General features: G+C 63.7%; 18 protein-coding genes and 2 pseudogenes. 14 read left to right on the top strand and 6 right to left on the bottom strand.

Translation table 11 applies throughout. The features are described from left to right. A pseudogene (locus tag CH251_RS21300) lies at positions 1-496 on the bottom strand (chromosome partitioning protein ParB); the annotation flags it as partial. A 115-nt stretch (positions 497-611) separates the two neighbouring features. Then, positions 612-1,142, bottom strand: coding sequence for a GNAT family N-acetyltransferase (locus tag CH251_RS21305; RefSeq protein ID WP_094614953.1), 531 nt, complete (start codon positions 1,140-1,142; stop codon positions 612-614). Between the two features lie 122 nt (positions 1,143-1,264). On the opposite strand from CH251_RS21305, the gene CH251_RS21310 reads away from it, so the two are divergent. The 4 genes from CH251_RS21310 to CH251_RS21325 are packed head-to-tail and all read left to right on the top strand — an operon-like array spanning position 1,265 to position 5,078. Beyond that, the gene (locus CH251_RS21310; protein ID WP_094615038.1) at positions 1,265-2,119 is read left to right on the top strand and encodes an ABC transporter permease; all 855 of its coding nucleotides are present in this window, start codon (positions 1,265-1,267) and stop codon (positions 2,117-2,119) included. Positions 2,120-2,122: 3 nt separating this feature from the next. Next, complete coding sequence (locus CH251_RS21315) at positions 2,123-2,842, top strand: ABC transporter ATP-binding protein (protein ID WP_094614954.1); 720 nt, start codon at positions 2,123-2,125, stop codon at positions 2,840-2,842. 36 nt (positions 2,843-2,878) lie between these two features. Next, positions 2,879-3,925: an ABC transporter substrate-binding protein gene (locus CH251_RS21320; RefSeq protein WP_094614955.1), complete on the top strand. Its 1,047-nt coding sequence runs from the start codon at positions 2,879-2,881 to the stop codon at positions 3,923-3,925. Between the two features lie 43 nt (positions 3,926-3,968). Then, positions 3,969-5,078: an LLM class flavin-dependent oxidoreductase gene (locus CH251_RS21325; protein ID WP_094614956.1), complete on the top strand. Its 1,110-nt coding sequence runs from the start codon at positions 3,969-3,971 to the stop codon at positions 5,076-5,078. Positions 5,079-5,099: 21 nt separating this feature from the next. Here the strand turns inward: CH251_RS21325 and ribA are convergent, their stop codons facing one another. The 4 genes from ribA to CH251_RS21345 all read right to left on the bottom strand — a co-directional run bounded on the left by ribA (position 5,100) and on the right by CH251_RS21345 (position 8,779). Then, positions 5,100-6,326, bottom strand: coding sequence for a GTP cyclohydrolase II (gene ribA / locus CH251_RS21330; RefSeq protein ID WP_094614957.1), 1,227 nt, complete (start codon positions 6,324-6,326; stop codon positions 5,100-5,102). After that, entirely contained in the window at positions 6,326-6,823 is a 498-nt protein-coding gene (locus tag CH251_RS21335) for a flavin reductase family protein (protein WP_094614958.1), read from the bottom strand. Before CH251_RS21335 ends, ribA begins: the two co-directional genes overlap by 1 nt. Next, the gene (locus tag CH251_RS21340) at positions 6,820-7,326 is read right to left on the bottom strand and encodes an NADPH-dependent FMN reductase (RefSeq protein ID WP_094614959.1); all 507 of its coding nucleotides are present in this window, start codon (positions 7,324-7,326) and stop codon (positions 6,820-6,822) included. Before CH251_RS21340 ends, CH251_RS21335 begins: the two co-directional genes overlap by 4 nt. A gap of 160 nt (positions 7,327-7,486) precedes the next feature. Continuing rightward, positions 7,487-8,779 (bottom strand): NtaA/DmoA family FMN-dependent monooxygenase, encoded by a 1,293-nt coding sequence (locus CH251_RS21345; RefSeq protein ID WP_094614960.1) that lies wholly within the window; start codon positions 8,777-8,779, stop codon positions 7,487-7,489. A gap of 420 nt (positions 8,780-9,199) precedes the next feature. Here CH251_RS21345 and CH251_RS21350 point away from each other — a divergent pair, with 420 nt between their 5' ends. From CH251_RS21350 to CH251_RS27990, 10 genes and pseudogenes are all read left to right on the top strand, one after another. Next, positions 9,200-10,027, top strand: a complete 828-nt coding sequence (locus CH251_RS21350) for an ABC transporter ATP-binding protein (RefSeq protein ID WP_094614961.1) — start codon at positions 9,200-9,202, stop codon at positions 10,025-10,027. Then, the gene (locus tag CH251_RS21355; RefSeq protein ID WP_094614962.1) at positions 10,024-11,067 is read left to right on the top strand and encodes an ABC transporter permease; all 1,044 of its coding nucleotides are present in this window, start codon (positions 10,024-10,026) and stop codon (positions 11,065-11,067) included. The genes CH251_RS21350 and CH251_RS21355 overlap by 4 nt, the downstream gene beginning before the upstream one ends. Then, positions 11,067-11,951 (top strand): ABC transporter permease, encoded by an 885-nt coding sequence (locus tag CH251_RS21360; RefSeq protein ID WP_256979219.1) that lies wholly within the window; start codon positions 11,067-11,069, stop codon positions 11,949-11,951. Before CH251_RS21355 ends, CH251_RS21360 begins: the two co-directional genes overlap by 1 nt. 132 nt (positions 11,952-12,083) lie before the next feature. After that, complete coding sequence (locus tag CH251_RS21365; RefSeq protein ID WP_143537883.1) at positions 12,084-13,739, top strand: ABC transporter substrate-binding protein; 1,656 nt, start codon at positions 12,084-12,086, stop codon at positions 13,737-13,739. Positions 13,740-13,922: 183 nt separating this feature from the next. Continuing rightward, positions 13,923-15,230, top strand: a complete 1,308-nt coding sequence (locus CH251_RS21370; protein ID WP_094615039.1) for an NtaA/DmoA family FMN-dependent monooxygenase — start codon at positions 13,923-13,925, stop codon at positions 15,228-15,230. A 32-nt stretch (positions 15,231-15,262) separates the two neighbouring features. Further along, positions 15,263-16,576, top strand: coding sequence for an NtaA/DmoA family FMN-dependent monooxygenase (locus CH251_RS21375; RefSeq protein WP_094614964.1), 1,314 nt, complete (start codon positions 15,263-15,265; stop codon positions 16,574-16,576). 37 nt (positions 16,577-16,613) lie between these two features. Then, the gene (locus CH251_RS21380; RefSeq protein ID WP_037171255.1) at positions 16,614-17,903 is read left to right on the top strand and encodes an NtaA/DmoA family FMN-dependent monooxygenase; all 1,290 of its coding nucleotides are present in this window, start codon (positions 16,614-16,616) and stop codon (positions 17,901-17,903) included. A 59-nt stretch (positions 17,904-17,962) separates the two neighbouring features. Further along, the gene (locus tag CH251_RS21385) at positions 17,963-19,423 is read left to right on the top strand and encodes an MFS transporter (RefSeq protein ID WP_143537882.1); all 1,461 of its coding nucleotides are present in this window, start codon (positions 17,963-17,965) and stop codon (positions 19,421-19,423) included. Then, positions 19,420-20,709 (top strand): NtaA/DmoA family FMN-dependent monooxygenase, encoded by a 1,290-nt coding sequence (locus tag CH251_RS21390; protein WP_037171260.1) that lies wholly within the window; start codon positions 19,420-19,422, stop codon positions 20,707-20,709. The genes CH251_RS21385 and CH251_RS21390 overlap by 4 nt, the downstream gene beginning before the upstream one ends. After that, positions 20,709-21,887, top strand: a pseudogene (locus CH251_RS27990) (MFS transporter); the annotation flags it as partial. The gene CH251_RS21390 and the pseudogene CH251_RS27990, both read left to right, overlap by 1 nt. Between the last annotated feature and the right edge of the window lie 91 nt (positions 21,888-21,978).

Genomic DNA, 21,978 nt, shown 5'->3' on the forward strand with positions numbered 1-21,978 from the left:
CACCTGCACCGTCCCCGTCGGTCAGGAAACGCCCGACACCATCGCACCGATGAAGACAGTCGTCATCGGACCGGGTGGCGTGCCCTACCTGACCGACGGGGACGGTGCAGGTGAACGACGACGGATTGTCCAGTCGTGCATTGGGCAACGCCGAGGCCGCCTCTTCCTGGCCGTTGGCCTCGCACCAGTCGTCGAATTTCTTGTTGATCTCGTCCTTGCCAAGCGTGTACCGACCGAGCTTGTAGTACACCTCGTCGTAACCGAGCGAGGGCTGCGTTGCGCGCACCTCGCCGATCGGGAGGTCGAGAAGCTCACCGGCTTCGGCACATTGGTAGCCGAGGCCTGCGGACGAGCCGGTGGGGAGCAGGTCAGCGACCTGGCACAGCGGCGACGCCGTGCGTGTCGGCGCGGCCGTGGCAACGCTGGTGACCGACGCGGACATGACAGAGATCAGTGCAAGCATGCCCACCAGGGCTGCTCTGCGACGCGAGACCATTCGGTGAAACTCCTCTGAGTTCGAGTGAAGTTCTCCGAGGGTGCAGCCCGCGGGTCACCGGTCGATGTCGCAGAGCCGAACCGGAGGTGTTCGAGAGGTGAACGCAGCGCGCCGGTCAGCGATCCTCGCGCAACATCGCGTAAACGAGGGTGTCGGTCCACTCACCCTTGCACCACCAGTTCTGCCGGAAGTGCGCTTCCTGACGCATCCCGACCCGCGCGGCCAACCGGGCAGAGGCGTCGTTGCGACCGTCCAGCTGTGCGCTGACGCGGTGGATCTGGGGTAACGAGAACACGTGCTCGATCAAGGCGGTGACCGCCTCGGTGGCGTAGCCGCGGCCCGCAACGTCGGGGGAGAACGTCCAGCCGAGTTCGACGAGAGCCGGGGAACCGTCGACCAACCACGCCTCGACGTTGCCCACCACAGTGCCCTCGTATTCGACGACCATTGCGAGTGCCTGGGTGTGCAGTCCGATTCGCTTCATCCGTTTGCCCACCGCAGCAACCGCATCGTTGTGTGTCCACGCTTCGTGGAGCAGGTAGCGGCAGACTTCCGGGTCGCTGTAGTAGGCGAGAATCCTGTCCGCATCGGCGGGTTCGTACAGACGAAGGGTCAGGCGCTCGGTGTGGATGGGCTCGACAGTCATATGTCCGATTCTGCCCGACTTGCATTCACGCTGATTCGAACCCTGGTCTATGACCCGACTCGTAACGGATGGTGGTGACTCGAACCTGCTCACCCTCAACCGGAAGGCCCGTACCCATGGTCATGACGTCGTACGCCGCTCCCGCGGGACCCGTGGACACGCGCGACGGCGACGCCTCCAGCATCGGCTCCACACCCGTCTCGCCGAAAGGCTCTGCGTGGCAGCGGTACCGCTGGACCGTCGTGCGCGCCTTGTCACCGGTCGTGCTCCTCGTTCTCTGGCAGATCGCCAGTGCTGCCGGAGTTCTCTCCGAACGCGTGCTGCCTGCACCGTCACTGATATTCGACGCAGGTCTGGAGTTGCTGCGCAACGGTGAATTGGCCGACGCACTCGCCATTTCCGGAACCCGCGTAGTCCAGGGACTCGTGCTGGGTGGGGTGATCGGGGTGGCGCTCGGAGCGCTCGTCGGACTGTCCAAACTTGCCGAGGCAACCGTGGACCCGCCGCTGCAGATGCTGCGCGCGCTGCCGCACCTCGGTCTCATCCCGCTGTTCATCCTGTGGTTCGGAATCGGGGAGACTCCCAAGATCCTGCTCGTCGCTCTGGGAGTCGCATTTCCGTTGTACCTCAACACGTTCTCGGCGATTCGCCAGATCGATCGCAATTTCCTCGACACGGCCGTCGTACTCGGTTTCTCGTGGCGTCAGCGGTTCACCACGATCATTCTGCCGAGCATCGCCCCGCAACTGCTGGTGGGACTTCGGCAGTCGTTGGCCATTGCGTGGTTGTCGCTGATCGTGGCCGAGCAGATCAACGCCGAATCCGGGCTCGGTTACATCATCAACAATGCGCGGGACTTCCTGCGGGTCGACACCATCATCTTCGGACTCGTCGTCTACGCCCTGATGGGAATCGCCACCGACGGCATCGTGCGGGTACTCGAAAAGCGCGCCCTTCGTTACCGATTGGATGCATGATTCATGACTACGACAACCACGTCCGTCGCCACCCTGCGCGGCATCGACAAGTTCTACGGCTCCAGTCACGTGTTGAAGGGTGTCGACCTGTCCATCGACCGCGGTGAGATCGTATCGCTGGTGGGACGATCCGGCTCCGGTAAGTCGACGATCCTGCGCGTTCTGGCCGGTCTGTCGACGGACCACACGGGGGAGCGGCATGTCGCCGGGCATCCTGCGGTGGCGTTCCAGGAACCGCGGCTGTTTCCGTGGCGCTCGGTCCGGCAGAACGTGTCCTACGGGCTCAACACAGCCGGCGTGACGGGTAACGAGGCGTTGACTGCTGCGGATGCGACCCTCGACGAAGTCGGGCTCGCGGACAAGCGAGACGCGTGGCCGATGACGTTGTCCGGCGGCCAAGCTCAGCGCGCCGCACTCGCCAGAGCCTTGGTGGGCGAGCCGGAGCTGCTGCTGCTCGACGAACCGTTCGGCGCTCTCGACGCGCTCACTCGGCTGTCCATGCAGTCTCTGCTACTCGACCTATGGGGACGGCACCGATTCGGCATCCTTCTGGTCACGCACGACGTCGACGAAGCGATTGCGTTGGGAGACAGGGTATTGGTGCTCGACGGGGGTGCCGTGGCCGAGACCGTCCCCGTCGACCTCCCTCGTCCCCGCGACCGGGGAACAGCCGGCTTCTCCCGCATCCGCACCCATTTGCTCTCCGCCCTCGGCGTTCACTGAGTAATCAATTCCTCTCATAAGAAGGATCTTTCACGCATGTCGTCACACGTTCGTTCTCGATCGCTGCGCGCCGTCGGGATACTCGCTGCCCTGTCCCTGACGGTTGTCGGACTCACCGGTTGTGTCTCCCGCGGCAGCGACACCACAACCACCGAAGCGCCCGAACTCGTCTCGAACGACCAGCTCGCCACCGTCACCCTCGACGTCGGCGACCAGAAGGGTGGCACCGAAGCCCTGCTTCGCGCGTCCGGGGAGCTGGACTCTGCGCCGTACGCCGTTGCGTTCTCCACCTTCACGTCCGGCCCGCCGCAGGTGGAGGCCGCAACGGCCGGTCAGATCGACTTCGCGGTCACGGGTAACACACCCCCGGTGTTCGGAGTCGCAGCCAACGCGCGCATCAAGGTCGTCTCCGCCTACACCAACGATGCGAGTGGCGATCAGATTCTGGTGCCTGCCGATTCGACTCTAGCGTCGTTCGCAGACCTGCGGGGCAAGAAGATCGCAGTGGGCAAGGGCAGTTCGGCGCACGGCCATGTGCTGCTGCAGTTGCAGAAGGCAGGGTTGACCACCGACGACGTTCAGTTGGTGTTTCTCCAGCCTGCCGATGCGCTGACGGCATTCACCTCGGGTGAGGTCGATGCCTGGGCGATCTGGGATCCGTTCACCGCGATCGCGCAGGTCCAGAACGGCTCGAAGACGCTGACCACCGCCGAGGGCGTCGCCAACGGCTACGGCTTCGGGATCGCGTCTCAGCAGGCGCTGGACGATCCCGCGAAGAACACGGCTCTGCAGGATTTCGTGGTTCGTCTGGCCAAGGCGTCCGCCTGGGCGAACGCCAATCCGGCCGAGTGGGCGGCGGCGTACTCCACGGCCGTCGGCATCGACCCGGCGGCCGGTGAATTGGCTCAGGGGCGAAGCCAGCGACCCGCAATTGCGCTCGACGACAAAGTGATCGAGTCCGAGCAGGCGCTCTTCGATGCGTTCGTCGAGAGCGGAAGCATTCCCGGTGGCAACACGTTCGCGGACTTCGTCGACACGCGGTACAACGACGCCATCGCCGACGCCACCCTCTCCAGCAACTGACGAGCCACCAACTGATCACCCATCACGTCGTAGGAGTTCACTCGTGACCGCACGCATTTTCTGGTTCCTTCCCACCGCGGGCGACGGCCGCTCCATCGTCGGTGCGTCCCACGCATCCGGCAACCTCCGCGAACCCGCCGGGTTTCGTCGCCCGTCGCTGCGCTACCTCACCGAGGTGGCGCAGGCTGCGGACCGACTCGACTTCGAGGGTGTGCTGACTCCGACCGGAACCTGGTGCGAGGACGCGTGGCTCACCACGGCGGCTCTACTGCAGAGCACCCGACGGCTGAAGTTCCTCGTCGCCTTCCGTCCCGGCCTCACGCCGCCCACGTTGGCGGCGCAGCAGGCGGCGACGTTGCAGCGCTTCTCGGAGGGACGGGTGTTGTTCAACATCGTCACCGGGGGCGACGACGTCGAGCAGCGTCGGTTCGGGGATTGGATCGACCACGATCGACGCTACGCCCGCACCGACGAGTTTCTCGAACTCGTTCAACGCATCTGGACCGAGCCGTCGGTCGACCACAAGGGCGAGTTCTTCGAGGTGGCCGATGCACGGGTATCCGAGGCACCGGATCCGTTGCCGGAGTTCTGGTTCGGCGGCTCCTCCGAGCCGGCTCTCGAGGTCGCGGCCAAGCGCGTGCAGACGTATCTGACGTGGGGCGAGCCGCCTGCCGATGCTCGCGCCAAGATCGAGAAGGTGCAGGTGCTCGCGGATGCCGAGGGCCGCAAGCTCACTTACGGCATCCGCCTGCACACCATCAGCCGTGATACGTCCGAGGAGGCCTGGGCCGTCGCACAGAAGCTTCTCGACGAGCTTCCCGAGGATCAGGTGTCGCAGGCACATGCGCTGCACTCGTCGTCACAGTCCGAGGGACAGCGTCGGATGGCCGCGTTGCACGGCGGCAGCAAGGACTCGCTCGAGATCTACCCCAACCTATGGGCCGGAGTAGGACTCGTTCGCGGCGGCGCAGGGACTGCATTGGTCGGTTCGCACGAGGAGGTCGCAAACCTGATCGGCGAATACCACGATGCAGGCTTCGCCGAGTTCATCCTCTCGGGCTACCCGCACCTGGAAGAGGCGTATCACTTCGCCGAGGGCGTGCGTCCCATCCTCGATGCGCGCGGAATCACCGTGCCCGCTCGTCGGGTGTAGCTCTCGGTTCGAGGTGGCGGTTCACCAACCCTGCGCAATACCCTGGGGGAGCAGGTGACCCATCTGGGAGCGTTTCGTTTCCAGGTATCGGATGTTGGCCCGCGCGGCGCCGACGATGATCGGCAGTCGTGCACTCACGTCGACCCCGTGCGCTTCGAGGCCACGAATCTTGTCCGGATTGTTGGTCAGCAGGCGGACTGTGCTCAGACCGAGATCTTTCAGAATGGCTGCGGCGCCGCCGTATTCGCGTCCGTCCGCCGGTTCGTCGAGCTCGAGATTGGCTTGCACGGTGTCGAATCCCTCGTCCTGAAGTCGGTATGCAGCAAGCTTTTTCAGCAAGCCGATGCCGCGACCTTCGTGGCCGCGGAGGTACACCAGGACGCCGCCCTCTGCGGCGATTCGTTCGAGGGCAGTTTCGAGCTGCGGACCACACTCGCACCGTTGCGAGAGGAACGATTCACCGGTGAGGCACTCCGAATGCACTCGCACCAACGCCTTGTCGGTGACGTCTCCGGAGACCAGAGCCACGTGCTCGGCCCCGGTCTCGTGATCGGTGTAGCCGAACATCGCGAACGTGCCGTGTGGCGTCGTAAGAGTCGTCTCCACCACCCGCCCGACGCGAGCGGGCCCGGCAACCGGTGCGGGATCCCGAAGTTGGCGGTACGCGATGAGCTCTTCGATGGTGAGCACCGGAAGGTTCATGCGCGTGCCGAGGCTCTCGATCTCGGGAAAGCGCATCATCGATCCGTCGTCGGCCACCAGCTCGGCGATCACTCCCACAGCGGGCAACCCGGCGAGAGCACACAGGTCGACGGCGGCCTCGGTGTGTCCCGGTCGTTCCAGAACCCCACCCGGGCGAGCGCGCAGAGGGAGAACGTGCCCTGGGCGGATGATGTCGGACGCCACTGCGCCCGGATCTGCCAGCACCTGCAAGGTCTTCGCACGGTCGGCCGCGCTGATGCCGGTGGTGATCCCTACGGCTGCGTCGACGGTCACGGTGTAGGCCGTCTTCTTCGGGTCCTGATTGTTCGACACCATCGGGGGTAGCTCCAGGGCATCTGCCCGTGCGTCGCTCATCGGTGCGCACAGCAGCCCCGAGGTGTTGCGGACGGTCCATGCCGTCCACGCGGGACTGACGCGGTCCGCGGCCAAGATCACGTCGCCCTCGTTCTCCCGATCGGCCGAATCGGTGACGAACACCGGTTTTCCGGCTCGGAGTGCATCGAGGGCATGTTCGACGGCACTCATCAGAGATCTACCGCCAGCCGGCGAAACTTACTGCCGTGGAAAACCATCGGTGCGATTCCGTCCTTGATTTCCAGTTCGTTGATGCGCATCAGGACGATGTCGTGGTCGCCGGCCGTGACTTGCTCGGTCACCGTGGCGTCCAGCCACATGCTGGCACCGTCGATGAACAGGGCACCGTCCTCCGTCGTCACGGTCGTCAGCCCCTCGAAGCGGTTACCTGTCTTCGCCGCGAGAGTGCGAGCCGCGACGTCGTGGAGTTCGCCGAGAACGCTGATCCCAATTCGCGGTGCTGCCGCGAACTTGGGCCACGTGGTCGAGGTGTCCTGAACGCAGAATGCAACGAGAGGTGGATCGATCGACACCGCGACGAAGCTGCTCGCCGCCATCCCTACCTGTACTCCGTCGATCTCGGCGCAGACGGCGACGACGCCGCTGGGGAACTGTCCGAACGCGTTTCGTAGCACGGACTGGTCGAAGCTTGTGGTGCTCAGGGTCATGATGCATCCGTTCGGGTTCGGGCAGCGGCGAGAATGGTGTCGCCCCAGCGAGTTACGTAGTCGGTGATTCGGGAATCGGTGGTGTAGGTCGAATCGATGAGGTAGAGGCCGGGGGCCGGTGCGACCGCGCCGAGTTCGACGAGAACGTGTTTGAGAAACAGATCGGGTGCCATGGCGTGGGCGGGACCGGCACCCAACATGAGCGGAACGGCAACGACATTCTTCAGTCCGGTGTCGCCTGCGAACTGATCGAGGAACAACTTCAGCACTCCGGTGTACGTCGCCTTGAAGGTCGGACTGGCGAAGACGACGAGATCGGAGGACGACACGGTGTCCACTGCAGCCTGAACTGCGGCGTCACCCCACCCGAGCAGTCCGGGCCCGAGGGTGATCACGTCGACGGTTCCGCCCGGCTCACCCGTCAATGCGGTGGCGAGAACGCGGGCGGCGTCGAGTGTTCGTGACTCGGGTTTCGGATTGCCCGCCACTACGGTGATTTTCATACGTGAACCTTTCGTTCGGGGCGATGACACCAGCAAACAGCACGTGCGTAGCACCCTCGAGACTTCCCGGTTGCATGTCGATTGCGCCGTGTCGTGCTCGGCGATGCAGACCGTCGAGCTGGGGAAACGCCAAAATTCATGGGGCACAACGCCACCTGCATCAGAAGGCAGCGAGGTTCTCTCGGAACGTGGTTCGCGAATAACCGTCGCGAATCGCTCCGCGACGACGCAGTGCAGGAGCGAGACCGTCGGAGATTTCGGCGATGGCTTTGCGCGTGACAGGAGATGCGATGAGGAAGCCGTCTCCGCCGATGAATTCCATTGCCTCCTCCATTTTCTCGGCCACTGTCTCGACCGTTCCGACGAGCTCCATCGATTCCGTGGTCGGATAGTTCGCCACGATCTCGCGCAGGGTCTTGCCGGTTTTCGCCATGTCCGCGAGCGTGCTCTGGTGCCCGTTGTACTGGGTCAGATCGGGAACCGGCGCGTCGATGTCGAACTGTGAGAAATCGGTGCTGCTGAAGTACGACATCGCCGACAGGATGCCGTCGATGTTGTTTCGCTGCACTTCGCGCATCCGATCGCGTTTGACCAGAGCTTCCTCGTCGGTATCGGCCATGATGGGGCTGACCAGGAACAGCACTTTGACATCGTCGGGCTTGCGGCCGTACTCGACGAGCCTGCGGCTGATGTCCTCGCGGTATTCCTTCATGGCATCCAGTCCGCGGACATTGGCGATGATGGTGTCGGCGTGTTTTGCACCGAATGCGCGGCCGGCGGGAGAACCTCCGGCTTGGCAGATGACCGGACGACCCTGGGGGCCGCGCGGCACGTTCAGCGGACCTCGCGAGGCGTAGTACTTGCCCTCGAAATCGACCGTGTGGATCTTTTCGTGATCGGCGAACACTCCGGATTCCGAGTCCAGAACCAGGGCGTCCTCGTCCCACGAATCCCACAGTTGCGTGACGACGTCCACCCATTCGTCGGCCATCTCGTAGCGGAGATCGTGTTCGATCTGCTTGGCCAATCCGTAGTTCTGTGCGGCTCCGTCGGCGCTCGCGGTGACGAGATTGATCCCGACCCGGCCCTCTGTCAGATGGTCGAGAGTCGACATCAGTCGGGCGGCCAGGAACGGCGGATAGAACGTCGTGGCGACGGTGGCGATGATGCCGATGCGCTCGGTGGCGTCCGCCATCAGCGGGACGAGGGGCATCGGGTCGAAACGCACCGTGGTGCCGCGGCGTACGGAGCTTTCGAACGTCCCACGGTAGACGTTGGACAGTACCGACGAATCCTCGAGCATGATGTAGTCGAAGCCTGCACGCTCGAGGCTTCGCGCGGCATCGACGAAGAGATCGGGTCGACCGACGTCGGACGCCACGTTGCCCGACCACGGCTGGTTCCAGCCGTAGACCCCGAAGCCCGTCGTGAAGAACCAGCCGAGATGCATCATGCGGCGACGCCTGCGTCGATTCGACCGGTGGCCGACTGCGTCGACACGACGCTGTCGGCGGGAGCGTGGTTGTTCATGCCAATCCCTCTCGTGATGGTGGGCAACGTGACGGTTGCCGATGAAGGAAGCCTGCTGCAATCGCATTACCGAACGTGGCGCGGGCGTAAATGAGTTATTACGCCGCAAACATCACCTGCTCGGGCGGTTTGTGGGTTCCGATAACGCCGCTCGATGTCGGCACGAAGGCTGGTCGAGACCTACGTCACTGCGGCGTTAATAAAGTTCCGGGGGCTCTGACCAGCGGATTCGATCGGCGTAATACTTCAGTTACGCCGGAGGTCGTCTTCAGTAACGCGTGCCGAGAATGCTGTGCCCATCGAGCAATAGCTCTGCTGAAGACAATCGGCTTGGAGGATCGTGATGAGTGGCAACCTGCGCGCAGCGTATGCCGAGGTCGACGCCGAACATGTGTGCAAGAGCTTCGAACGTCGCGGCTCGGGATCACCGGCCGTGGACGACATCAGCATGAAAGTGACGTCGAGTTCGGCCATCGGAATCGTCGGCGAGTCCGGCTCCGGTAAATCGACATTGGTTCGGATGATGTGTGGATTGCTCTCGCCCACGACGGGTTCGGTGCGATACAACGGAGCCGAACTGAACGGGGTCCTGTCCTCGAAGGCCGGCAGGCGTGAATTCCGGTCGAAGGTGCAGTATGTCGCGCAGGACACGACATCGTCCTTCGATCCACGCCGAACACTGCGTGATGCGGTACGACTACCTGCCGTCCGGCTTCTCGGTTTGGACAACAAGGCCGCAGACGCACGAGTGGACGAGACATTGGAGTCCCTCGAAATCCACCCCTCGATGGCCGACCGATATCCCTCGGAGGTCTCCGGAGGTCAGCGACAGCGTTTTTCGATAGCCCGGGCGTTGGTCGTTCGGCCCCGGATATTGCTGTGCGACGAGGTGGTGTCCGCGTTGGACGTCTCGGTGCAAGGCGCGATCCTGAACATGCTTCGTCGGTACTGCATCGAATCGGAGTGCGGGCTGGTCTTCGTCTCGCACGGACTTCCCGCTACGGCGTTCATCGCCCGCGACCTCGTGGTCATGCGGAACGGAGTCATCGTCGAGCAGGGCAGCACCGACGATGTCGTCGAGCGACCACAGGACCCGTACACGGCGGAGTTGCTCGACGCGTACCGCGGTGACGAAGCAGTCGAGCAGCTCGCCGTGGCGGCAGCGCGATGAAGACATTTCTCGGACGTCAACGGTGGTGGCTCGGCCGAGTGGCCGTCCTACCGCTGCATCTGTTGGTCTTCGCGGTCGCCGCGTTCTTCCTGGTACGCGCTATCCCGGGTGACCCGGCCCGTGAAGTGGTCGGTCCCGAAGCCACCGAAGCCGATTATCTGGCGACGAAGGCCGAGCTCGGTCTCGACGGCAGTCTGTGGTCTCAGTTGATGTCGTATCTGAGCGACCTACTGCACTTCGACCTCGGCAACGCGATCATGACCGGTAGGCCGGTGACAACCGATATCGCAGACCGGCTACCGGGCACACTCGAACTCGCAGGAATTGCGTTCTTCTTTCTCCTGGCGATCACTTTGCTGCTGTCGGCAGTAGTCGTTTCCAGACCCAGATCCATTGCTGCGCGGGCTGTTCGCGGCTACGCCCAAGCAGCCGGAGCCGTGCCGGAATTCGTCGTCGGAGTGGTCGGAATCTTCCTGTTCTACGCCACGCTGCAGGTGGTTCCCGCCCCTACCGGCCGAGTGCGGGCCGGATTGACCGAACCCGAGCCGCTCACCTCGTTCCCGCTGCTCGACGCGATTCTTCGTGGAGACACCGTTGTGGTGTCCTCGATGATTTCGCACCTGCTGCTCCCGATTGCTGTGCTGGTGCTCTCGGTCACCCCGATTCTGCTCAAACAGCTTTTGACAGCGCTCGATTCGAGCCTCACCGCGCAACCGACGATGTTCAAGATCGCCACCGGTTCGGCCCGCAAGTACATCTATGCAAGTGCGTACCGGCGAGCATTGCCGCCGACCGTCGCGTTGTTCGGCATGGTCTTCGGTTCTCTTCTCGGCGGTGCGGTCATCCTCGAGACCCTGTTCGGCCTCGGCGGCATGGGCCGATACGCCGTCGAAGCTGTCGCGGCGACGGATCTGATTGCGCTGCAGGGATTCCTGCTCGTCGTCGCGGCGATCTCGCTGATCGTGTTCCTGTGTGTCGATCTCGTCAACATGTTGCTCGACCCTCGCCGCAAGCCGGGCCGAGCAGGAGGTGGTTCCTGATGGTTGCTCTGGTACCGAAGAAAGTCGAGTCCGATACTCGCAGCGCGAGGCCGCCGACTCGACGGTCGGTCTCGGTCGGCACCGTCGTGCTCTTCGTTCCGCTGGCCGTGATTCTGCTGATCACCCTGATCGGGCCGTGGATCGTCCCGTTCGATCCGACCAAGGTCGTCGGCGCACCCTCTCTGTCACCGGATTCCGAGTTTCTTCTCGGCACCGACTCCAACGGACTCGACGTGTTCTCCCGCACCATCGCCGGTGCCCGCATCGATGTGACGATCGCCCTCGCCGTCACGGTTGCCGCAACCGTGGCGGGAATTCTGATCGGACTCACCATCGGAATGAACGAGGCCGGACGCGGACTCGGCGGCTTCCTGGCCCGAGGCGCGGCGCGTTTCCTCGACCTGCTCGAAGCCGTACCCACAGTGATTGTCGCGCTGGTTGTCGTGTCGTTCTTCGGAACGTCCTCGATCACCATGATTTTCACGCTCTCGATCATTCTCGCGCCGATTCAGGCCAGGCTCGTCCGTACCGAAGTACTGCGGGTGCGCGGCGACGCGTATCTCGACGCGGCCCGTCAGGCAGGACTGTCCGAGACGCAACTGGTGTTCCGACACGTGCTGCCGAACTCGTCGGTTCCGGCACTGCAGAACGCGTCGGTCGTGTTCGGCATGACGATCATCCTCACCGCCGCGCTCGGCTTTCTCGGTGTCGGTCTGCCGCCGCCCACCCCCGAGTGGGGTTCGATGATCACCCGCGGTGCAGGCGACGCCGCCATCGGAAAGCTGTGGTCGGCAGGCGCTCCCGCGTTCGCGCTGTGCCTGACAGTCGCCTCGGTGGCTATCGTCGGTCGCAGGCTGACCAAGGGCACCCGCCGCTCCCATTGACAGCGGCCGTCTGCCGCAACGGACAGTGCGGTCCGCGAAAACCTCTCTCGTACCTCATCCCGCGATCGAAGCCGTTGGCTCGACCGGTGATACCCCCTGCGCTCGTGCACCCAAGAAGGAGACCAACCCATCGTGAAATCCTCATATCGTCTTTCCATCGGACTCAGGTGGACGGTCCCGTTGCTCGTCGGTGCCCTCGCGTTGAGTGCCTGTTCGGACAGCGGAACCGAGTCCTCGGCGTCGACCGCCGGCGAAATCGTTGTGGTGACACCTGATCAGGCGTCGAATGTGGTGCGCGACTACGGCTACACCGCAGGCACCGACAATCAGGACGTCACCAACAACATGCATGCCCAGCTGATTCGTAAGCCGTACGTCGAGGAGGACGGCTCGGATGCATTGGTGCAGGACTACTACAACTTCGAGCCGTACCTGGCCGACAGCTACGAGGTGAGCCCGGATCAGCTCGTCTACACGTTCACGCTCCGTCAGGGTGTGATGAGTGCGCACGGCAACGAGCTCGACGCCGATGACGTGCTGTGGTCCTTCGAGCGCAAGTTCGCCACCCCGGGTGGCGGTATGGCCGGCTATTACAAGCCGATGTTGACCGACCCGGCGACCCAGATCGAGAAGGTCGACGACTACACCGTCAGCTTCACGGTGGAGAAGGCCGGCTACGGACTGACGCTGCTGGCCAACCTCGCCGAGAACATCGGGTCGATCTACGACAGCAACTACCTCATCGAGAACGCCACTCCCGAGGACCCGTACGCCGTCGCGTGGGGTGCCGAGGACATGATGCGCGGCAACTTCGGTTACGGCGCATACATGTTGGAGTCCGTCACTCCCGGCCAGGAGATCGTCATGACGGCGAACCCCAACTTCGTTCTCGGTGAGCCCGAGGTGAAGCGCATGATCCGACGCGTCGTGGCCGACCCCGCGACGAGAGCGAACATGGTCACGCGCGGCGACGCAGATGTCGCGCTGGCGTTGCGCTCGTCGGACCAGGCGACGCTGGAGAGCAACGACGCAGTGACCGTCCCGACGACAACGTCGAATCAGTACCTGTTGTTCTCGATGAACACCACGACGGCGCCGTTCGACGATGTGCGCGTTCGCCAGGCGATGGCATACGCGATCCCGTACGACCAGATCATGTCCGACGTCTTCTTCGGCAGGGCCTACAAGTACAACCACGTACTCGACGACAAAGCGCCGAACTGGGACGGGAGCGATCTTCCCCAGTACGACAGCGACCCCGAGCGAGCCAAATCGCTGTTGGCGGAGGCCGGTTTGACCGATGGTCTCGAGTTCACCCTCAGTGTCAACAATCAGCTCCCGGCGGCGCAGGACACGGCGATTCAGATCCAGTCCTATGCGGCCGAAGCGGGCATCGACGTCACGATCGCGGAAGTGCCTGCAGCGCAGCTCAATGCCGACACCTTGGCAGGAAAGGTGCAGGCCAGCCTCAGCATCGGTGCGTCGGTCACGATGACTCCGCCGTACTCGCTGCAGTTGCTCACGCAGCCGGGTGGCGGCTCCAATATCGCGCTGTGGAACGACCCGGAGTTCCTCGCGATGGTGGACCGAGGGCTCGATGCCGGTGATGCACTGAGCCCCGAGGCCGGAGTGTTCTGGAATCAGGCAGAGTTCCGCATGACCGAGCAGGCACCCTACATTTTCATCGCCAGGGTGCGGCCCTCGGTGGCACTCGAGGCCGGCATCGGCGGGTTCGTACAGCGCACCGATTTCCGGATCGACTACTCCAATCTGACGCTCGGTTCGTAGAGCGCACTCCCACATGCAGTTCGGTCGGTGGTCATATCGGGCTTCCCGACCGAACTGCGTGCGGAAACGCCCGTGATTCGCGGCGAAATCCGACGGCTACCGAGAACGTGGCCGGGCGAAACATCCGCGCGGTGTAGTTGACCTACACCGAGGAAGAACGACCAGCGAGGAACGAATGTGACCATGGCAGACAACAGATTTCATCTCGGTTGGTTCGGCAGCTTCGTACCGACGTCCTGGAACACCGCGTTCGAGGGTTCCGACAGTGGGGATTGGTTGAACGGAGACTTCTACGTCGACTTCGCCAGGACCCTCGAGCGCGCTTGCTTCGACTTCCTGCTCCTCGAGGATTCGTCGATGGTGTCCGATACCTACGGTGGCAGCTCGGAAGCGACCCTGAAGACCGGCGGGTGGGCACCGAAAGGTGATCCGATGGCGTTGGCTCCCTTGCTCACCCGGGCCACCGGTCATCTCGGTATCGCCTTGACCGCATCGACGTCCTTCTATCCGCCCTATCTTCTCGCACGCTCGATCTCCTCACTCGATCACCTGTCCTCGGGTCGTATCGGGTGGAACGTGGTGACCTCCAGCGAAGATCGCGCAGCCCAGAACTTCGGTATGGACGCACTACCTCCGCACGACGAGCGCTACGTGCGCGCCGACGAGTACGTGGACCTGGTCGAGAAGCTCTGGGACTCCTGGGATGCCGACGCTGTGGTGATGGACCGCGCAACGTCCACCTACGTCGACCACACCAAGGTCCACACCATCGACTTCCAGGGCAAGTACTACTCCTCGCGCGGACCGCTCAACACTCTGCCGTCACCACAGGGGCGACCGGTCATCACGCAGGCAGGCGGCTCGCCGGCCGGGCGCGACTTCGCGGCCAAACATGCGGACATGATCATGGCGCTCCCCAAAGGTGTTGCAGCGATGAAGGAGTACCGGTCCGACATCAGGCGCCGGATGGCGCTGCACGGCCGCGATCCCGATTCGGCGAAGGTGATGTACGTGGTCTCTCCCATCCTCGGTGAGACCCACGAGGATGCGCTCGCGCGAAAGGATCGCAAAGCGGCGGCGGTTCGCGCCAATCCTGCGGGGGTGCTCATCGGCTGGTCGGCAAGCATGGAGATCGACTTCTCCACGTTCGATCTCGACAAGCCGATGCCCGAGGACGTGCACACCAACGGACACCAGTCCACGTTGGAGAACTTCCGCAACTGGGCCGACGGCCGAACGCTCCGCGAGGCCTGCGTGGCCTACCGAACCGAATCGATGGAGCTGGTCGGTACACCGGATGCTGTTGCCGCGCAGATGGGCGACGCCATGGCAGAGGTCGGCGGGGACGGGTTCTTGATCTGGAGCCAGCCGCACAACCGGCGCTACATCGGTGAGATCGCAGACGGACTCGTGCCCGCTCTGCAGAGCCGAGGTCTGATGCGGACCGAGTACAGCAGCGATCATCTGCGCGACAACCTTCTCGAATTCTGACCCTCTCACTCGTTTCGTATCTGGAGAAGACTATGACTGCCAACAAATTTCACCTCGGATGGTTTCTCGGAGCCGGTTTCGGCGTCCAGTCCTGGAACCAGCCGTGGTCGGGTACCGGTGCGACCGACTGGATGATGCCCGATCAGTACGTGGACCTGGCGCACTCGCTCGAGCGGGCGTGTTTCGACTTCCTCATCATGGAGGACTCGGTGCAGGTCTCGGACACCTACAAGGGTTCGATGGAGTACTACCTGGCAACGGCATCCGCGGCACCGAAACACGATCCTGCCGTCCTTGCCGGAATTCTGTCGTACACGACCAAGCACCTCGGCATCGTTCCGACCTTGACCACCACCTTCTATCACCCGTACACCGTGGCGCGTCTGATGTCGACGCTCGACCATATCGCCGAGGGACGAATCGGCTGGAACATCGTCACCGGCAGCAACACTCGCGCCGCGCAGAACTACGGATTCGACATGCCCGAACACGATCTCCGCTACGACATCGCCGACGAGTTCGTCGAGCTCGCCTGCAAACTGTGGGACTCCTGGGAAGACGGAGCGGTGCATGCGGACACCTCGGCAGGCGGCATCTACGCCGACCACGAGAAGGTCAACCGAATCGATTTCGAGGGCAAGTTCTTCAAGTCGAGGGGACCGCTGAACACCGTCCCCAGCCCGCAGCGTCGGCCGGTGTTTCTGCAGGCAGGTGGCTCGGACAAAGGTAAGGAGTTCGCCGCCAAGCATGCCGACGCCATCATCTCCAATCCCCATGGGACCGAGAAGATGCGACGCTACCGCGAGGACATCCGCCAGGGTGCCGTCGAGGCCGGCCGCAACCCCGACGACGTCAAGGTGATGTACCTGATCTCCCCGATCCTCGGTGAGACGACGGCCGAGGCCAAGGCCAAGCAGAAGCGTCGAGCAGATGCAGCGTCGAGCAACATCGACGCGCTTCTCGCCGGGCGTTCCCACCTGTCCGGTATCGATCTGAGTCAGTTCGACCTCGACGAGCCGTTGCCGGCAGATCTCGAAAGCAATGGGCACCGAAGCAGTTTCGCCGAGTTCAAAGGCGACGGGACGCAGACCCTGCGCGAGCGCATCACCGGCCACAGCGCCATCGACACCCTGGATTTCGTCGGAACTCCCGACGACGTTGCCGACATGATGGACGGCGTCATGCAGGAGGTGGGCGGCGACGGCTTCCTCATTGCGGGAGCTCCGATGAACCGGCGCTACGTCGCCGAGATCACCGACGGGTTGGTGCCCGCGCTCAAGCGACGTGGACTGACTCGAACGTCGTACGAGCACAGCCACTTCCGCGAGAACCTTCGCGCATTCTGATCGACCGACCGTAGGTCTCGACACAAGAGGAGAAGACATGTTCCACCTTGGTTGGTTCTTGAGCTGGCAGGTGCAGTCGTGGAACCAGATGTGGTCGGGGGAGGGCGGCACCGAATGGAACCACCCCGAGCTGTACATCGACATGACTCGATCGCTCGAACGTGCCGGATTCGACTACATCATGTTCGAGGACGGTTCGTTCGTCCCGGACTCGTTCGGTGGTTCGTCCGAGTGGTGGCTGGCCAATGCGCGGTCGGTGCCCAAGCAGGACCCGAACTCGTTGCTTCCCATTCTGAGTCAGCACACCGAGCGTCTCGGCCTCATCGCCACGATGACGACGTCGTTCCATCCGCCGTACATGGCGGCCCGCACCGCAGCCACGCTCGACCACCTCAGTAACGGGCGCGCCGGGGTCAATCTGGTGACCTCGCACAACGTGCGCACGGCACAGAACTTCGGCTACGAGGAAATGTTCGAGCACGACCACCGGTACGAGATGGCCGACGAGTGGATCGACCTCGTCAAGCAACTGTGGTCCTCGTGGGAGCCGGACGCAGTGCGCCTGGACCGAGAAGCGGGCGTCTTCGCGGATTTCGCCAAGGTCCACAACATCGACTTCAAGGGCAAGTACCACTCTTCGCGCGGGCCGCTGAACACCACTCCGACGCCGCAGGGCCGACCGGTGATCTGCCAGGCCGGCGGTTCTCCTGCAGGCCGCGGTTTCGCAGCCAAACACGCCGAAACCATTCTGGCTCAGGTCGAGAGCGTCGAGGCCATGAAGACGTACCGCGATGACGTCCGTGCCCGCATGATCGTGGAGGGGCGGGACCCGGATTCGTGCAAGATCATGTTCATCGTCAGCCCGGTACTCGGTGAGACTCAGCAAGAAGCGCAGGACAAGAACGAGCGGATCCTCGACGGCTTCCGCAACAACATCGACGTCAATCTGGCCTCGATGTCGTATGCGAGCGGTATCGACTTCTCGAAATTCGATCTGGACGCGCCGATTCCCACCGTCGAGACCAATGCGGGCCGGGGAACGATGGCCCTGATCGGTGCCAACACCACCGGGATGACACTGCGCGAGGCGGCGAGCTCGGACATCAGGAAGTCCGTGCAACTGATCGGCACAGCAGACGCGGTGGCGGAGCAGATGGGTGACATCGCGGCCGAGGTCGGCGGTGACGGGTTCCTCATCGCAGGAAGCGTGAACCGGCGGTACATCAGTGAGATCGCCGATGGTCTTGCGCCCGAACTGCGTAAGCGTGGACTGATTCGTGACGGATATGCGCACGAACTGTTCCGCGACAACCTGATGGACTTCTGATCGTCGCTGCAGGGGTCGGCCCGTCGACGCAGGTGCGACCCGACTCGTATCCCTGGCGCGTGCTGTCGGTCACCGGACTCGGGATGAGCATCACGTTCGTATCGGTGTCGATGCTCCCCGTCGCTCTACCGGACATGAGCGCGGGACTCGGAGCCTCTGCAGCGCAAACCGATTGGTTCATGCTCGCGTACCTGCTCACCACGGCAGTGTTCATTCTGGTGCTCGGCAAGCTCGCCGATCTCGTCGGACGCCGACCGGTGTATCTCGCAGGCTTGGCCTGTCTGACCGTCAGTGCCGCGGTGATCGCGTCGGCGACGGACCCCGACATCGTGATCGGCTTACGCGTCGTGCAGGGCATCGGCGCGGCGGCGGTGATCACCAACACCACTGCGCTGCTCGTCGAGGCGTTCGAGCCGCAGAAGCTCTCGATCGGTATCGGCTGGAACATCACGATCATGTCGCTCGCCATCTCTGTCGGACCGTTGCTCGGTGGCGTTCTGACCGAAACCGTCGGGTGGCGTGGGGTGTTCGGAATCGTGGTTCCGCTCGGCGTTGTCGGGACGGTCTGGGCATGGATCACCCTGCGCCGCACACCACGTCCGACGGCCGGGGCAGCCCTGGACTACGCCGGTGCGCTGGGCTCGATGGTCATCCTCGGCGGCCTGGTCTACGGGGTGAATCGTGGTGGCAGTGACGGTTTCGGAGCGTGGCAGTCGGTGGTACCGCTCGCGTGCGTCGTGGTCGCTGTGCCGCTGTTCTGGTGGTGGGAGAAGCGAGCCGCAGATCCGATCGTGGATCCGAAACTGCTGGCGGACAGATTCCGAGGCAGTGCCTACACCGCATCGTTCCTGGTGACGATGGCGGAAGGTGCGGTGGCCGTGACCATGTCGCTTTACCTGCAGAGTGTTGTGGGCTCGAGTCCCATCGACGCGGGATTGCAGATCACCGCACTCGCCGTCGGCACCACGGTGATGTCGCCGATCGCGGGCACGCTGGCCACGCGGGTATCGACGCGGACGTTGACGACGGTGTCCACGCTCGGCACCGCAGCGGTGCTGTCGGTACTCGCCCTGCACATCGCGGGGCCGGCCCAGGACGTTCCCATCGTTGCCCTGCTGTTCGCCCTCGGTCTCAGTGGTGGGATCTTCAAGACGGCCAATGCGTCGGCGATCAACGTGGGCGTGGCACCGAACCGTTCGGGAATGGCGAACGGACTTCGGGTGTCCCTCGACAACACTGCAGTCACCCTCAGCACAGCGCTCGCCCTGGTGCTCGCAGTGTCTGCACTTCCGCCTGCGCTGCGCGAGTTGGTGTACTCCGGCGACAGCGACATGTTGCCGGACGGCGGATCCGATTCGTTGACAACGGGATTCGTCATCGCCGTGGCCGCCATGGCATTCGCAGCGCTACTGGCGAGCGTGGCGTCGGGCCTGCGCGGAATCCACCCGAAGGAACCTGCCGAGCTGTCTCGGCTGCACAGCAGTGATCTACCCACATCGAGAGCAAGGAGCACGGCATGACCAAATTTCATCTGGGGTGGTTCACCAACTTCTCCAACCCGCCGTGGAACACCACCTGGGCCGGCGACGAAGGCAGGACGTGGGCCAACGGCGAATTGCACGTCGACTTCGCGCGTTCACTCGAGCGAGCCTGCTTCGACTACATCATGCTCGAGGATTCGTCGATGGTCTCCGACGCCTTCGAGCAGACGTCGAGGGTGGACCTGAAGTACGGACTGTATGCGCCCAAACACGATCCCGTGACGCTGGTTCCGATGTTGACCGCCTCGACGAAGCACATCGGCATCATCGCGACGTGTTCGACGTCCTTCTACCCGCCGTGGTTGCTCGCGCGCAGGTTCTCCACTCTCGATCACCTCAGCGGCGGGCGCGTCGGCTGGAACGTCGTGACGTCCAGCGAGGACCGCGCCGCGCAGAACTACGGCATGGACAAGCTGGCCGAACACGACCAACGGTACGAGCGCGCCGACGAGTTCGTCGATCTCGTCAAGCAGTTGTGGGCTTCGTGGGAGGAGGACGCAATGGTCCTCGACCGGGACACCGGCACGTATGTCGATCACACGAAGGTCCATGTCACGAACTTTCGCGGCAAGTACCACGCATCCCGTGGACCGCTGAACCTGCCGCGTTCACCGCAGGGCGAACCGGTGATCTGTCAGGCCGGCGGATCACCGCGGGGTCGCGAATTCGCCGCCCGCAACGCGGAAACCATCCTCAGCGCGGCCAAGGACCCGGCCGCGATGAAGGCGTTCCGCGACGACATCAGAATGCGGATGGAGAAGGAGGGCCGCGATCCGGACAGCTGCAAGATCATGTTCATCACCCAGCCCGTGCTGGCGGATACCGAATCCGACGCGCGCGCCAAGGTGGAGCGCATGACCGCCGATGTCGATTCACGCATCGAGTCGGCGCTGGGCCATATTTCGGCGCTGACCGAAATCGATCTGTCGACGTACGAACTGGACGAGGAGTTCCCCGAACTCTCCACCAACGGACACCGGACGACGCTCGGCGACTTCCTGTCCTACGGGAATACGCCGCGCAAGGCGGCACTGGGCTGGTCCATGAAGAACGTGCACTACGTCGGCACCCCCGATTCCGTTGCCGAGCAGATGGGCGAGACGATGGACTTCGTCGGTGGCGACGGATTCCTGATCACCGGAAGCATCGGCCGACGCTACGTCGGCGAGATCACCGAAGGCCTCGTCCCCGCGTTGCAACGACGCGGCCTCGTCCGTACCGAATACGAGCACGACATGTTTCGTGAGAATCTCATGTCCTTCTGATGCGGTTGCTACGCAGAGACTCGGTGGTACCGGGCCCGGTGTACGCGTTGGCCTTCGTCAACGTGTGCATCGGTCTCGGCTACGGCGTTGTGGCTCCGGTCATTCCGGTCTTCGCCAGAGACTTCGGGGTGTCCGATCTGGCGGCCTCGTCGGTGGTGAGCATCTACGCGTTCACCCGAGTGTTGGCCTCGTTCGGTGCATCCCGTCTGCTGATGAGGTTCGACGAACGCACGATCCTCACCGCGGGACTGCTGCTGGCCGCAACATCCTCGCTGGCAGCAGCATTCGCTCCGACGTTTCTGTCACTGTTGTTGCTCCGGGCCGTCGGCGGCGTCGGAACAGCGATGTTCACCGTGGCCGGGCAGCAGCTGCTCTTCCGCTACAGCAGCCCGGAAACCGGAGGCAGAACCGCGTCCGTCTTCCAGTCCGGCTTCCTCATCGGCGGGGTACTGGGCCCGGTGATCGGCGGTGCGGTCGCTCTCGTCTCGCTTCGGGCCCCGTTCCTCACCCACGCACTGACGCTGATCGTCGGGGTCGCCGTCGTCTGGTTCGCGTTCCGATCCAGTGACAAGAAGGACGCCGTAAACGGTGTCGTGCACGATACGACAACACGACCGGAGCCGATGACGCTGCGAAGTGCGCTCGGCCACCGTGGATTCCGTGCGTCGATCGCGTCGAACTTCGCCAACGGCTGGGTCGGCAACGGGGTGCGGTTCACCCTCATCCCGCTGTTCGTCGCGACGGTGATCGGCGGCAGCCCCTTCGTCTCGGGGTTGGTTCTCGTCGTCGGCGCCGTCGTGCAGATCGTCGTCGTCAAACCTGCGGGCAAACTCGTCGACAGCTGGGGTCGACGGCCCATGCTGGCCTTCGGATCCGGTCTGATTCTGGTCGGGATCGTCGTTCTCGCCCTCGTTCCGACTCTGCCGATCCTGGTGCTGACGATGGTGCTGTGGGGAGTGGGCGGCACGTGCGCCATGGTGGCGAGCGCTGCGACCGTCGGCGACGTGCTGGCGGGGCGAGGCGGCAGTCCCATTGCGGTGTACCAGGTCACGTTCGATGTCGGCACCATGCTCGGCCCGCTCGTCGCCGGTGCCGTCGTCGCTCAGGCGTCCTACTCTCTCGCCTTCACCGCCTGCATCCCCGTCGCGGCGTTGGCCGTCCTACTGGCACTTCGGCCGTGGCGGACCGTCGCCGTGTCGACCCCCGAATCGAAGGTGGTCGTCACCGAGGAATCCGCCGTCCCTGCCCCGACCATTCACGACCACCACT

It is taken from the genome of Rhodococcus sp. 06-462-5, assembly GCF_002258315.1.
Lineage (GTDB): Bacteria > Actinomycetota > Actinomycetes > Mycobacteriales > Mycobacteriaceae > Rhodococcoides.

What these genes read in the sequence shown, in the direction of transcription:
- ribA (WP_094614957.1), bottom strand. Translation starts at nt 6,326, where the DNA reads ATGAGTGCCGTCGAACATGCCCTCGATGCACTCCGAGCCGGAAAACCG.
- CH251_RS21370 (WP_094615039.1), top strand. Translation starts at nt 13,923, where the DNA reads ATGGCAGACAACAGATTTCATCTCGGTTGGTTCGGCAGCTTCGTACCG.
- CH251_RS21320 (WP_094614955.1), top strand. Translation starts at nt 2,879, where the DNA reads ATGTCGTCACACGTTCGTTCTCGATCGCTGCGCGCCGTCGGGATACTC.
- CH251_RS21340 (WP_094614959.1), bottom strand. Translation starts at nt 7,326, where the DNA reads ATGAAAATCACCGTAGTGGCGGGCAATCCGAAACCCGAGTCACGAACA.
- CH251_RS21310 (WP_094615038.1), top strand. Translation starts at nt 1,265, where the DNA reads ATGACGTCGTACGCCGCTCCCGCGGGACCCGTGGACACGCGCGACGGC.
- CH251_RS21350 (WP_094614961.1), top strand. Translation starts at nt 9,200, where the DNA reads ATGAGTGGCAACCTGCGCGCAGCGTATGCCGAGGTCGACGCCGAACAT.
- CH251_RS21390 (WP_037171260.1), top strand. Translation starts at nt 19,420, where the DNA reads ATGACCAAATTTCATCTGGGGTGGTTCACCAACTTCTCCAACCCGCCG.
- CH251_RS21355 (WP_094614962.1), top strand. Translation starts at nt 10,024, where the DNA reads ATGAAGACATTTCTCGGACGTCAACGGTGGTGGCTCGGCCGAGTGGCC.
- CH251_RS21380 (WP_037171255.1), top strand. Translation starts at nt 16,614, where the DNA reads ATGTTCCACCTTGGTTGGTTCTTGAGCTGGCAGGTGCAGTCGTGGAAC.
- CH251_RS21335 (WP_094614958.1), bottom strand. Translation starts at nt 6,823, where the DNA reads ATGACCCTGAGCACCACAAGCTTCGACCAGTCCGTGCTACGAAACGCG.
- CH251_RS21305 (WP_094614953.1), bottom strand. Translation starts at nt 1,142, where the DNA reads ATGACTGTCGAGCCCATCCACACCGAGCGCCTGACCCTTCGTCTGTAC.
- CH251_RS21360 (WP_256979219.1), top strand. Translation starts at nt 11,067, where the DNA reads ATGGTTGCTCTGGTACCGAAGAAAGTCGAGTCCGATACTCGCAGCGCG.
- CH251_RS21375 (WP_094614964.1), top strand. Translation starts at nt 15,263, where the DNA reads ATGACTGCCAACAAATTTCACCTCGGATGGTTTCTCGGAGCCGGTTTC.
- CH251_RS21345 (WP_094614960.1), bottom strand. Translation starts at nt 8,779, where the DNA reads ATGATGCATCTCGGCTGGTTCTTCACGACGGGCTTCGGGGTCTACGGC.
- CH251_RS21315 (WP_094614954.1), top strand. Translation starts at nt 2,123, where the DNA reads ATGACTACGACAACCACGTCCGTCGCCACCCTGCGCGGCATCGACAAG.